This window comes from Streptomyces sp. NPDC059002 (assembly GCF_042740435.1).
In the GTDB taxonomy this organism is placed as follows: domain Bacteria; phylum Actinomycetota; class Actinomycetes; order Streptomycetales; family Streptomycetaceae; genus Streptomyces.
Genome location: NZ_JBHYJI010000033.1, coordinates 23,626 through 36,108, shown reverse-complemented (window position 1 = coordinate 36,108; position 12,483 = coordinate 23,626). Strand labels below are relative to the sequence as shown.

Sequence of the window (12,483 nt, the reverse complement as noted above, 5' to 3'; positions counted from 1 at the left end):
ACCGCAGGTCGTGATGAGGCAGAAATGGTGCGTGGGTGTGGGTGTGGGCACGAGTCACTGCGAGCGCAGCGGCGGTTGCCGGCCCTCGCTCTCCTGCGCCGGACCCGGGGCGGGCGCCTCGCCGAGCACCTCGGCGCGGGGCTGGACGAGGAGCAGGGTCAGGTCGTCGTCCGCGCCGCGGGCGGCGGCGTGCCGGTGGAACAGGTCGAGGAGGCAGTCGAGTGCCTGCTCGACGGAGGGCGCGGACAGGGCCGCCTTGACCTGATGGTCGAAGGGGAACATGTCGCCCCGGGCGTCGCGGGCCTCGGAGAGGCCGTCGGTGTAGAACAGCAGCCGCTGTTCGGGGCTGAGCATGATCCGCTGCAGACACGGTCGTGGCGAGAGACCGAGGGGCGGGGACGGGCTCGGTGGTTCCAGGAGGTCCAGGCGGCGCCCGGTGCGCAGGGGTGCCGGATGGCCGCAGTTGACCAGGCGGACCCCCTCGGGCACGAAGTCGGCGAGCAGCAGCGTCACGAAGTCCTCGTCGCCCAGGTCGTCCTGGATGCGGTGGTCCAGGGTGCGGGCGAGGCGGACCAGGTCGGGCTCGATGGCCGCGGTCTGCCGGAAGGCGCACACCACGGCCGCGCCGATCCGGGCCGCCTCCACGCCGTGCCCGCGTACGTCCCCGATGACCACCCGGGGACCGGCGGCGGTGAGCGCGACGTCGTACAGATCCCCGCCCAACAGGGTGCCCTCCGTGGCGGAGTTGGTGTGCACGGCCAGGGCGAGGCCGCCGATCTCGGCGGGCAGCGGCCGCGCGTGGGCCTGCTGGGCCAGCTCGGCGATGCGGGTCAGCCGGGCCAGGGCGGCCTCGCAGGACGTACGCGCGTGGGCCATCAGGACCGCCCACAGGCCGACGGCGGCCACGAACAGGACGCACACCGCGTAGTCGGGCGCGACCGGCCATGAGGTCGTGGTGCCGCGTGCGCCCGGGAGCGCCGCGGTGAGGATGACCGCCATGACGGCGAGCGCGGCCGTGGCGCGAACGGTCAGGCGGTAGGCCGCGAGGAGCGGCCCGCCGACGAGGAGTCCGCGGAACGAGACCACCGGGCAGGCAGCGGCGCCCACCGCGACGGCCGCCTCGACCGTCCCCACCCACAGCAGCCAGCCACGCTCCGAGCGCACGCACGCCTCCCCGGCGGCCATCCCTTTCCCGGACGGCGCAATCTCCGCACCCTCTCAGAAATGGTGCGCACGGAGAGTCACTTTCACGCTATCGGTCACCCTGTGTGCAAGTGCGGCTTACATGTGACACGAATGCGGACCAGGGCGACGGCTGGAGAAGAGCCTCGGCGCAATCCATTGACACCACTCCAGGTGAAGTACTACGTTCTGACCACTTCAAGTGAAGTACAACGCTCGACGTGATCCAGAGGAGCCCCATGCGCAAGCTCGTCTACTTCATCGCCGTCAGCCTCGACGGGTTCATCGCGGGCCCCGACGGCTCCGACCCCACGGGCCCCGACGGCTTCTGGCCCGTCGGCCAGGACTATGTGCAGGAACTGGTCGCCCACTACCCCGAGACCCTGCCGGGTCCCGCCAGGGAGGCGCTCGGCATCACCGCGGAGGGGACGCACTTCGACACCGTCCTCGAAGGGCGCAGGACGTTCCAGATCGGCCTGGACGCCGGAGTCCCCAACTGCTACCCGCACTTGAGGCACCTGGTGTTCTCGCGCTCCCTCGCCGAGAGCCCCGACCCGGGCGTCGAGGTGGTCGCCACCGACCCGGTCGCGCGGGTGCGGGAGCTCAAGCGCGAGGCCGGCAAGGACATCTGGCTGTGCGGCGGCGGCGAGCTCGCCGGTGTGCTGCGCGGCGAGATCGACCGCCTCGTCGTCAAGCTCGGCCCGCTGACGCTGGGTTCGGGCATCCCGCTGTTCGGCCAGAAGTCCGCGTTCGACCCCACGGTGTACGAGCGCACGGACGTGACGCTCCTCGACAGCGGGACGGTCTTCCTGACGTACGACAAGACGGTCGGCGCAAGCGATGACTAGGGCCTGTCCGGCGGATCATGCCGCGGGTCGCGGGGTCTGGCACGCACGCCCCCAAGCTCTCGGCTCCGCTCGAGCAGGGAGGTACCCCCTCCGGCGTTGTCGTCGGTTGTCAACGCTCCGCGTTGTCGCCCTCCTCCGCCTTGCAGCTGCACGCACCAGACCCCGCTCACCAGCACCGGACGGTGGGCGCCACCCGTATGCGGCCTGATCCGCCGGACAGACCCTAGCCTTGCGTCAGCCTGTGCCCTTCGCCCTGGGCGGACTTGAGGAGGACGTCCGCGAGTTCGTCCGGGGTGGAGATCATCGGCCAGTGTCCGGTGGCGATCTCGAAGAAGCCCGTGTCGGGGCGGACGAGACCCTGCACGAGGGGCAGGCCCGACGCCACCAGGGCCTCCAGCGCCGAGATGCTCATCGATCCGCCGTCGGTGCAGAAGATGCCCGTGGTCGGCAGGGCGGACGCGGCACCGGAGAGCCGCAGCTTCTGGTTGAGGGGGCCCAGCGGCTGCGGGGACGCGAGGCGCGCGATCCGCTCGAGGCCCTCGGGGGTCACGCCCGCGAGGTTCCCCCACTCCTTCCACTCCTCCAGGGTCGGCACGGGGATCCGCCAGCCGTCCTCGGCGCGCTCCTCCTGGCTCAGCATGCGCCCGCGGGTCGCCTCGTCGGCCATCTGCTCGCGCACCTGGTCCAGCATGGAGTAACCGTCCTGCGGCATCGGCGAGTCCAGGTAGACGAGCCGCGCGACCCGGTCCGCGCGCCGGTCGGCGGCGCCGACGGCCGGGTAGATGCCGTAGCAGTAGCCGACGAGCACCACATCGGGCGCGGCGGTGACATCCAGGTGATCGAGCACCTGCGTCAGGTCCTCGATGTGCGTCTCCAGATCGGTCCCCGGGCCCGCCAGGTGGCGGCGCTCGCCCGTGCCGGTGAGCGTCACCGGATGCGCATCGGCGCCCGCCGCCCGCAGCGCGGCCGCCACGTCCCGCCAGATCCAGCCGCCCGTGTACCCGCCCGACACCAGCACGAACGTCGTCATGAGTCCTCCTCGTACGCCTCGGTCCACGCGGCCCGACCCGAGGGGCCTGCCGCGCTCACCGGTACGGTAGGAACTCCCCCTGAGGGAGGTTCAAGCCTTGTCGACCGACGAAATGTGGAGCATCGGCCGGCTCGCCGAGCAGGCGGGCGTCACCGTCAAGACGGTCCGCTTCTACTCGGACCGCGGCCTGCTGCCCGAGGCCGCCCGCAGCAGCGGAGGCCACCGCCGCTACGGCCCCGACGCGCTCGACCGGCTGCACCTCATCCGCTCCCTGCGCACCCTCGACCTGCCGGTGCCCGACGTGGGCCGGGTCCTTGAGCAGGAGGACACCCTGGGCGACGCCCTGGAGGGTGCCATCGAGGGGCAACTGCGCGAACTGGGCACGCGCTTGACCGCCCTGCGCTGGCGCGAGGCCGCGCTCCGGCTGCTCACCGACTGCACCGCCCAGGAGCGCGCCGAGCGGCTGCGTCTGGTCGGCGCGCTGTCCACGCCGCCCGACACCACTCCGCTCGCGCGGTTCTGGCGCGGCTGGCTGCCCGCCCGCCTGCCCGCCCGGGTCGTCTCCGCGATCGTCGAACAGGCCGTCCCCTCGCCGCCCGACGACCCCACACCGGCCCAAGTCCTCGCGTTCGCCCGGCTGCAGGCGTTCGTCTCCGCGCCCTGCGACGGCAGCGCCCGCTTCCAGCCCGAGGCGCACAGGGCGGGCCGCGGCTACCGCCCCGCCGTGCTCTACGACGGCCTCGCCGAGGCCTACGCGCTGGCGTCCGACGACGTGCGCGCGGGTCGCGCCCCGCACCGGGGCGAGGCGCTCGACTGCTTCGTCGCCGCCCACGCGGGCGCGCTCGGCACCCGAGACACCCCCGACTTCCGGCGGAGCCTCGGTCCCCGACTCGCCGCCGAGCCGCGCCTGGACGGGTACTGGGGGCTCGTCGCCGAACTCACCGCCCCGCCGTCGGGCCCGCGGGAGCCGACGCCCGGCGCGACGGACGACTGGCTCAGGGCGGCTCTGCGCACCGCGGCGTAGGCGCCCCGCACCGAACCTTCAACTTCCCGAAGGCGTACGGTGGTTGAGTGAACGGCACCGACCCCGAACGGCACCGGGTGAACGTCGACTTCTGGTTCGATCCGGTGTGCCCGTACACCTGGATCACCGCACGCTGGCTGCGCGAGGTGGAGCGGGTGCGGGACATCCGCGTGCAGTGGCGGGTGATGAGCCTCGCCATGCTCAACGAAACCCGCGAGATCGACCCGGAGGACCCCGAGGGGCTCTACGGCGAGTACATGAAGGCACACGGCAGAGTGTGCGCCGCGGTGCGGGAACGGCACGGCAACGAAGCGCTCGGGCGGTACTTCGACGCCCTGGGACAGCGCATCCACGCACGGCAGGACTGGTCGGGCATGGCGGCCGCGCTCGCCGAAGCGGGCCTCCCCGCGGAGCTGGAGTCCGTGGCGATGACCGCGCAGTACGACGCCGTGGTGCGCGCCTCGCACGAGGAGGGCGTCGCGCTCGTGGGCGACGACGTCGGCACACCGGTGCTCTCCGTGGAGGGCGTGGGCGCGGTCTTCGGGCCCGTGGTCTCCCCGGCGCCGAGGGGCGAGGCGGCCGGGCGGCTGTGGGACGGCGTGGTGCTGATGGCCGGGGTGACGGGCTTCTACGAGTTCAGACGGCCTTATGGGGAACTGGACTTCGGCTGAGGGGGCGTACGTACGGAACCTGTGTGTACCGGACGTGCGAGGGCCGGACGTGTGCGCACCGGAGTCGCCCCATGCTTACCTTTCGGTGCGTACCTGACCAAATAGTCGGTACTTGTGGGAAGTTGGGCGCCCACGAAGCATGGTGCCCATGACGAACCACACCTCACAGACCCTTCCCCCCGTCACCGTCCTCGGACTCGGAGCCATGGGCCAGGCCCTCGCGGGCGCCTTCCTGAAGGCCGGCCACCCCACCACGATCTGGAACCGCTCCGAGGGCAGGGGCGAGGACCTCGTCGCCCGGGGCGCCACCCGCGCCGCGACGCCCGCCGACGCGGTCCGCGCGAGCGAGGTGGTCGTCGTCTGCGTCGTCGACTACGCCGCGGCCCAGGCGATCCTCGACCAGGCGGCACCCGAGGACTTCGCGGGGCGGCTCCTGGTGAACCTCACCTCCGACACCCCCGAACGCGCCCGCGAGGCCGCCGCCTGGGCCGCCCGGACCGGCGTCGACTATCTGGACGGCGCGGTCATGGTGCCGGTGCCGATGATCGGGACGGCGGACGCGCTGATCTTCCACAGCGGGACGCGGGCCGCGTACGAGAAGTACGAGGCGACGCTCAAGGCGCTCGGCGGGCAGAGCGCCTACGTCGGCGAGGACCACGGGCTCGCCGCCGTGTACGACCTGTCGGTCCTCGACTTCTTCTGGACGGCGATGCACGGCCTGGTGCACGGGTACGCCCTGGCGGCCGCGGACGGGGTGAAGGCCGCGGCCGTCGCCCCCTACATGAAGGTCCTCGTCGACCTGCTGGCGAACGTGGTCGACGGCACGGCGCGGGACGTGGACTCGGGAGAGTTCCCCGGCGAACTGGACAACCTCGTCGTGGAGGCGGCGAACGTCGAGCACATCGCGCACGCCGCCGAGCACCGCGGCCTGGACGCGTCCGCGCTGCGCGGGGTGCTCACCGTGGCCCGCAGGGCGATCGACCTCGGGCACGGGGCCGGCAACTGGTCCTCCTCGGTCGAGGGCATCCGCAAGCCCGCCTGATCACCGGCGCGGCACGGCGGTGGCCCGGGAGCGCGCGCCGCGCGAGCGGTAGACGACGTACGGCCGGACCAGATAGCCGACGGGCGCGGTGAACGCGTGCACCAGGCGGCTGAAGGGCCACAGGGCGAACAGCGCCATCCCGAGCAGGGCGTGGATCTGGTACGCGAGCGGGGCATGGGCCATGGCGGGGACGTCGGGGTCGAGCGTGCCGAGCGAGCGGAACCAGACCGCCACGCCGCGCCGGTAGTCGTAGGGGTGCGGGGCGAGGGTGGTGGCCGTGGCGAAGAGGCCGCTGAGCAGGACGGTGGCAAGGACCGGGTGGACGACGCGGTCGCTGCGCAGGGTCGCGGCACGCACGGCGGGCACGCTCAGCCTGCGGTGCAGCAGGACGGCGAGGCCCGCGAGGGTGGCGAGGCCCGCCGCGCCGCCGACGGCGAGCGCGTTGGCGTGGTACAGCCACTCGTGCACGCCGAGCCGTTCGGTGAGCGACTCGGGGATCAGCAGGCCCACGACGTGACCGGCGACGACGAAGAGCAGGCCGTAGTGGAAGAGGGGGCCTCCCACGGCCAGGAGCCGGTGTTCGTGGAGCTGGCTGGAGCGGGTGGTGAAGCCGAAGCGGTCGTAGCGGTAGCGCCAGGCCGTGCCCGTCACGAGCAGTGCGACGACGAGATAGGGCAGCACGCCCCACAGGGCGGTGTGCAGATGGTTCATCGGGCCGCCCGTGACGGCGGTCCCGCGGTGAACGGCAGCAGGCCGACCGTCTCGGTGGGCGGTCCGGTGCGGGCCATCCGCAGCGCGGCGGCACGGTCGGCGGGCGCCGCCCCCGGCAGGGTGTGGCAGACGGCGCCCACGACGTCCGCGTACGGGCTGCGGTGGTCGGTCAGGGCGATGCGCAGCAGTTCGAGCGCGGCGCGGTGTTCGGTGAGCGCCCGGATGCCGGGGGCGGGGCAGCGGGCGGCGAACTCCAGGGCGAGGGGCAGGAAGTCGGGCAGTTCGTCGGCGGGCGGCTGCCAGCCGTGCGCGCGGTAGAGGTGCTGCCAGCGCAGCAGGGACTCGCCGCGGCGGCGGGTGTCCCCGTCGGTGTAGTACGTCAGGTGCAGGGTGCGGCGGCGGCTCCGGTCGAAGGTGACGATGTACCGGGCGGACAGGTCCAGTTGGGGCGTGTCCGCGACCGCGTCGCAGAACCGGCGCAGTATGTCGGCCTCGTCGCCGGGCAGCCCGGTGAGGGATGCGCGGATGAGGGGCAGGCGGCCGGGCCACTGGAGGCCGGGGTGCTGCAGGAGAAGGGCGGCGGCCTGATGGATGACCGCGGTGTGCGTCATGCCTGTTCTGCTTTCCGGTGGTGGGGGAAGAGTCCGGCGGGGCGGCCCGTGCCGTTCCAGCCGAAGAGGTTGAAGCGGCCGCGCGTGGCGGCGTCCCGCTCCGCGGCGGCGGGTTCGGGTGCCGGGGGCGCGTGGAAGGTGTCGGCCGCGTACATGCCGGGGCCGCCGTCGCCGTCGAGGCCGCATCCGGCGGCCAGGTCGTCGGCGCTGCGGCCGGTGGCGGCCGTATAGCTGGTGGGGATGACGTAGCGGTCCTCGTACTTGGCGACGGCGAGCAGCCGGTACATCGCCTCGATGCCCGCGGGGTCCATGCCGACGGCGCGGGAGATGGTCTCGTCCTGCTCCTCGCCGAGGTTGACGCGCCGCATGTGGGAGCGCATGGCGGCCAGACGGCACAGCGCGGCCTCCACGGGTGCCGGGTCGCCCGCGGTGAACAGTCCCGCGAGGTAGCCGACGGGGATGCGCAGCGAGTCGATCGCGGCGAACAGCTTGGCCGGGTCCTCGCCGTCGTGTCCGGTGGCGGTCAGCGACTCCACGACCGGGGACAGGGGCGGGATGTACCAGACCATGGGCAGGGTGCGGTACTCGGGATGCAGGGGAAGGGCCACCTTGTACGTGCTGATCAGCGCGTGCACGGGAGAGCGGCGGGCGGCGGTGATCCAGTCGTGCGGGATGCCGGAGCGCTCGGCGGCCCTCGCCACCGCGGGGTCGTGCGGATCGAGGAAGCATGCCAACTGGGCGGCGTACAGGTCCTGTTCATCGCTCACGGACGCCGCGTCGCCGACCTTGTCCGCGTCGTAGAGCATGACGCCGAGGTAGCGCAGGCGCCCGACGCAGGTCTCGGAGCAGACGGTGGGCAGTCCGGCCTCGATGCGCGGGTAGCACAGGGTGCACTTCTCGGCCTTGCCGGTGTGGTGGTTGAAGTACACCTTCTTGTACGGGCAGCCGGTGACGCACATGCGCCAGCCGCGGCAGCGGTCCTGGTCGACCAGGACGATGCCGTCCTCGATCCGCTTGTACAGGGCGCCCGACGGGCACACCGCCACGCACGAGGGGTTCAGGCAGTGCTCGCAGATCCGCGGCAGATAGAACATGAACGCCTGCTCGTACTCGTGCCGCACCTGCTCGTTCATCGTCCGCAGCACCGGATCGCCCGCCAGGTGCTCGGGCCCGCCGCCCAGGTCGTCGTCCCAGTTGGGGCCCCAGGTCACCTCGGTGGGGCGGCCGTCGATCAGGGAGCGGGGCGGTGCGGTGGGCACGTCGTCGCCGAGCGGGGCGCTTGTGAGGTTCTCGTAGTCGTACGTCCATGGCTCGTAGTAGTCGTCCAGGGACGGGAGTTCGGGGTTGGCGAAGAGGCGGGCGAGGCGGCGGGCGCGGCCGCCGCTGCGCGGCACGAGGCGGCCGTGCTTGAGGCGCCAGCCGCCCCGCCACTTGTCCTGGTCCTCGTGGCCGCGCGGGTAGCCCTGTCCGGGGCGGGTCTCGACGTTGTTGAACCACACGTACTCGGTGCCGGTGCGGTGGGTCCAGGTCTGCTTGCAGGTGACCGAACAGGTGTGGCAGCCGATGCACTTGTCGAGGTTCATGACCATCGCGACCTGTGCCATGACCTTCATCCGTCAGTACTCCACATTCTGTGCGCGGCGCCGGATCGTGGTCAGGGCGTCGCGCTGGTTGCCGGTGGGGCCGTAGTAGTTGGGCGCGAAGCAGAGCTGGGCGTGGCCGCCGATCAGATGGGTGGGCTTGATCAGCAGCCTGGTCAGGGAGTTGTGCACGCCGCCGCGCCGCCCGGTCGCCTCGGACCTGGGCACGTTCACCAGGCGCTCCTGGACGTGGTACATGAACACGGTGCCGGCCGGCATGCGGTGCGAGACGATCGCGCGGGCCACCACGACGCCGTTGGCGTTGACCGCCTCGATCCAGTCGTTGTCGGCGACACCGACGGCCGCCGCGTCGTCGGGGCTGATCCAGATGACGGGGCCGCCCCTGGCCAGGGTCTGCATCAGCAGGTTCTCCTGGTACTCGGAGTGGATGGACCACTTCGAGTGCGGGGTGAGATAGCGGACGGTCACCGAGCGCTCGTCGCCCGACTCGTGTCCGCGGGTCTGCCCGGAGAGGTCCAACGGCGGCCGGTAGCCGGGGAGTTGCTCGCCGAACTCGGCGATCCACTCGTGGTCGAGGTAGAAGTGCTGGCGCCCGGTGAGGGTGTGCCAGGGCTTGCGGTGCTCGGTGTTGATGGTGAACGGCGCATAGCGCCGGTCCGGGGCCTCCTTGCCGGACCATTCGAAGCTCGCCCCCACCTGCACCGGACGCGCCTGGGTGTCGGAGAAGACGATGCGGCGGTCGGCGACGGACGCGGCGAGTTCCGCCAGGTCGCTCCCGGCTCCGCAGCGTTCGGCGAGCCGGTCGAAGCCCTCGGCGGCGACCCGGCCGTTGGTGGTGCCCGAAAGGGCCAGGATCGCCTCGCAGAGCTTGACGTCCGTGTCCAGGAGCGGCCTGCCGCGCGCCACCCCGCCGTCGGCGGTGCCGCAGCGCTCCGCGAGCCACCGGGATTCGGCGCCCGTGCGCACGGTGAGGCCGCGCACCTGCATGCCCGCGGTGTCCGGCAGCGGCCCGAAGGCCGCCAACTGCTGTGCGAGCGCGGTGTAGTCCCGCTCGACCAGCGTGTACGTGGGCCCGGTCGGTCCTTCGGGCGGGGCCTCGTCCGGGGTGTCGTGCTGCAGGGGAGTGGCCACCAGGTCGTGGCGGACGTCGAGGCGGCCGGGCGCGAGGCGGCTCACCTCGGCGGCCAGGCCGTGGAAGATCTCGAAGTCGGTGCGGGCCTGCCACGGCGGGTCGATGGCGGGGGAGAAGGCGTGCACGTAGGGGTGCATGTCCGTGCTGGACAGGTCGTGCTTCTCGTACCAGGTGGCGGCGGGCAGCACGAGGTCGGCGAAGAGCGTGGTCGACGTCATCCTGAAGTCGAGGGCGAGCAGCAGGTCCAGCTTTCCCCGGGGTGCCCGGTCGCGCCAGGTGACCTCGCGCGGGCGCCGGTCGGGCGGGGCCTGCGGGGCGTCCGCGTTGTCGTCGGCGCCGAGCAGATGGCGCAGGAAGTACTCGTTGCCCTTGGCCGACGAGCCGATCAGGTTGGCCCGCCACACGGTCAGGACCCGCGGCCAGTTCGCCGGGTCGTCCGGGTCCTCGCAGGCGAAGGAGAGACGGCCCGCGGCCCGCTCGCGGCGCACCCACTCGCGCGGCTCCGCGCCCGCCGCGTGCACCCGGCCGCCCAGGTCGAGGGGGTTGTCGGTGAAGGTGGGGCTGGACGGCATCCACCCCTGGCGCACCGAGCGGGCGACCAGGTCCGCGGTGTGCAGCCCGGCGAACGTGCCACGGCCCGTCGCCGCCGCGAGCCCGTCGGCGCCCGCGTCCTCGTAGCGCCACTGGTCCGTGTGCAGATACCAGTACGGCGTGCCCGCCATCTGCCGCGAGGGACGCAACCAGTCGGCGGCGGTGGCCAGTTGCTGCCAGCCCGCGTACGGGCGGACCTTCTCCTGCCCGACGTAGTGCGCCCAGCCGCCCCCGTTCACCCCCTGGCAGCCCGTCAGCAACAGCAGTGACAGGAAGGACCGGTAGATCATGTCGGAGTGGAACCAGTGGTTGGTGCCCGCGCCCATCACGATCATGCAGCGGCCGCGGGTCGCCTCGGCGGTCCGTGCGAACTCCCGCGCCGTGCGCACCACGGCACTGGCGGACACCGAGGTGAGCGCCTCCTGCCAGGCCGGGGTGCAGGGGACCGATGCGTCCTCGTACGAGGCGGGCCACTGCCCCGCAAGGCCCGGCCGCGCCACCCCGTACTGGGCGAGCATCAGGTCGAACACCGTGGTCACCAGGCGCCCGCCGACGCGCCGCACCGGCACGGAGCGTGCCACCGTCCCGTCCGGCGCGTCGAAGCGGGGCAGCAGCACCCGCGCCGAGGGCCCCGACCCGTCGCCGTACAGGCTCAACTCGGGCTCGATGCCGCCGAGGTCGAGGTTCCAGCGGCCCTCGCCGCCCTTGGCCCACCGGTCGCCGAGCGTGCCGTTCGGTACGACGGGTGCCCCGCTCGGCGCGTCGATCAGGACCGGCATCCAGCGCCGCGCCGCGCTCTCCGCCTCCTGCGCCAGATCCAGGTCCGCGGCCGTCACGAAGCGCCCCGGCAGGTACTGGCCGGGACCGCGCTCCTCCACCTCCACGAGGAACGGCAGATCCGTGAACCGCCGTACGTAGTCCGCGAAGTGGGGCACCTGGCGGTCGACGAAGCACTCCTTGAGGATCACGTGCCCCATCGCCATGGCGAGCGCCCCGTCGGTGCCCGGGTGCGGGTGCAGCCATTCGTCGGCGAACTTCGTGGCGTCCGCGTAGTCCGGCGACACCACGACGACCTTCTGGCCCCGGTAGCGCGCCTCCGCCATCCAGTGCGCGTCCGGGGTGCGCGTGACGGGGACGTTGGAACCCCACAGCATCAGATACGCGGCGTCCCACCAGTCACCCGACTCCGGCACGTCGGTCTGGTCGCCGAACACCTGTGGCGAAGCCACCGGCAGGTCCGCGTACCAGTCGTAGAACGACAGCATCGGCGCGCCGATCAGCGCGTGGAAGCGGGCGCCGACCGCGTGCGACGCCATCGACATCGCGGGGATCGGCGAGAACCCCGCGATGCGGTCCGGACCATGCACCTGCAACGTGTGAACATGCGCCGCGGCCGCGATCTCCAGGGCCTCTTCCCAGCTGATCCGGACGAGGCCGCCCTTGCCGCGCGCCGACTGGTAGCGGCGCCGCTTGTCCGGATCCGACGTCACCTCCGCCCACGCCGCGACGGGATCTCCGCCCAGGCTCCGCTTGGCATCCCGGAACATCTCCACCAGGACGCCGCGGGCGTGCGGATAGCGCACCCGGGTCGGCGAGTACGTGTACCAGGAGAACGCGGCACCGCGCGGACAGCCGCGCGGCTCGTACTCCGGGCGGTCGGGCCCCGTCGTGGGGTAGTCCGTCGCCTGCGTCTCCCAGGTGATCAGGCCGTCCTTGACGTACACCTGCCAGGAACAGGAGCCCGTGCAGTTCACCCCGTGGGTCGAGCGGACCACCTTGTCGTGGGCCCAACGCTCCCGGTACGGCGCGTCGTTGACGCTCTGGTCGGTGCGGAAGACGGCCCGCTGGTCCGGCGTGCGCGGCACCGGGCTGAGCCGGCCGCCCGCCCGCAGGAGCCGGTCCGCCGCCTCCGCGGCGGCCCGCTCCGCCTTCCGCCTCGCCCCGCCGAGCGCCACGCCGTGCCCCTTCCGGAATTGGGCATGCCGACCCTGCCGGAGCAGACCGACGCGCCACGAACCGCGTCCGAACGACAGCCTGCTC

Annotated in this window: 10 protein-coding genes; 4 read left to right on the top strand and 6 right to left on the bottom strand. The window is 72.6% G+C overall.

The genetic code is table 11. The annotated features are described in order from the left end of the window. Positions 1-54: 54 nt before the first annotated feature. Positions 55-1,164, bottom strand: coding sequence for a PP2C family protein-serine/threonine phosphatase (locus ACFWZ2_RS26610; protein WP_384549776.1), 1,110 nt, complete (start codon positions 1,162-1,164; stop codon positions 55-57). Positions 1,165-1,421: 257 nt separating this feature from the next. On the opposite strand from ACFWZ2_RS26610, the gene ACFWZ2_RS26605 reads away from it, so the two are divergent. Next, positions 1,422-2,030, top strand: coding sequence for a dihydrofolate reductase family protein (locus tag ACFWZ2_RS26605; RefSeq protein ID WP_384549774.1), 609 nt, complete (start codon positions 1,422-1,424; stop codon positions 2,028-2,030). A 223-nt stretch (positions 2,031-2,253) separates the two neighbouring features. Here ACFWZ2_RS26605 and ACFWZ2_RS26600 read toward each other — a convergent pair whose 3' ends face one another. Next, the gene (locus ACFWZ2_RS26600; RefSeq protein ID WP_384549772.1) at positions 2,254-3,060 is read right to left on the bottom strand and encodes an alpha/beta fold hydrolase; all 807 of its coding nucleotides are present in this window, start codon (positions 3,058-3,060) and stop codon (positions 2,254-2,256) included. A gap of 112 nt (positions 3,061-3,172) precedes the next feature. On the opposite strand from ACFWZ2_RS26600, the gene ACFWZ2_RS26595 reads away from it, so the two are divergent. The 3 genes from ACFWZ2_RS26595 to ACFWZ2_RS26585 all read left to right on the top strand — a co-directional run bounded on the left by ACFWZ2_RS26595 (position 3,173) and on the right by ACFWZ2_RS26585 (position 5,797). Further along, the gene (locus ACFWZ2_RS26595) at positions 3,173-4,084 is read left to right on the top strand and encodes a MerR family transcriptional regulator (protein ID WP_384549873.1); all 912 of its coding nucleotides are present in this window, start codon (positions 3,173-3,175) and stop codon (positions 4,082-4,084) included. Between the two features lie 47 nt (positions 4,085-4,131). Next, positions 4,132-4,755, top strand: a complete 624-nt coding sequence (locus ACFWZ2_RS26590; RefSeq protein WP_384549770.1) for a DsbA family protein — start codon at positions 4,132-4,134, stop codon at positions 4,753-4,755. Positions 4,756-4,903: 148 nt separating this feature from the next. Then, a complete protein-coding gene (locus ACFWZ2_RS26585; protein WP_384549768.1) occupies positions 4,904-5,797 on the top strand; it encodes an NAD(P)-dependent oxidoreductase in 894 nt (297 codons plus the stop codon). Here the strand turns inward: ACFWZ2_RS26585 and narI are convergent, their stop codons facing one another. The 4 genes from narI to ACFWZ2_RS26565 are packed head-to-tail and all read right to left on the bottom strand — an operon-like array spanning position 5,798 to position 12,398. Next, the gene (gene narI / locus ACFWZ2_RS26580) at positions 5,798-6,508 is read right to left on the bottom strand and encodes a respiratory nitrate reductase subunit gamma (protein ID WP_384549766.1); all 711 of its coding nucleotides are present in this window, start codon (positions 6,506-6,508) and stop codon (positions 5,798-5,800) included. Beyond that, on the bottom strand, positions 6,505-7,119 hold the full coding sequence (narJ, locus tag ACFWZ2_RS26575; protein WP_384549765.1) for a nitrate reductase molybdenum cofactor assembly chaperone: 615 nt from the start codon (positions 7,117-7,119) through the stop codon (positions 6,505-6,507). The genes narI and narJ overlap by 4 nt, the downstream gene beginning before the upstream one ends. Next, the gene (gene narH, locus ACFWZ2_RS26570; protein WP_384549763.1) at positions 7,116-8,732 is read right to left on the bottom strand and encodes a nitrate reductase subunit beta; all 1,617 of its coding nucleotides are present in this window, start codon (positions 8,730-8,732) and stop codon (positions 7,116-7,118) included. The genes narJ and narH overlap by 4 nt, the downstream gene beginning before the upstream one ends. Positions 8,733-8,735: 3 nt before the next feature. Beyond that, positions 8,736-12,398 (bottom strand): nitrate reductase subunit alpha, encoded by a 3,663-nt coding sequence (locus tag ACFWZ2_RS26565; protein ID WP_384549761.1) that lies wholly within the window; start codon positions 12,396-12,398, stop codon positions 8,736-8,738. Positions 12,399-12,483: the final 85 nt, after the last annotated feature.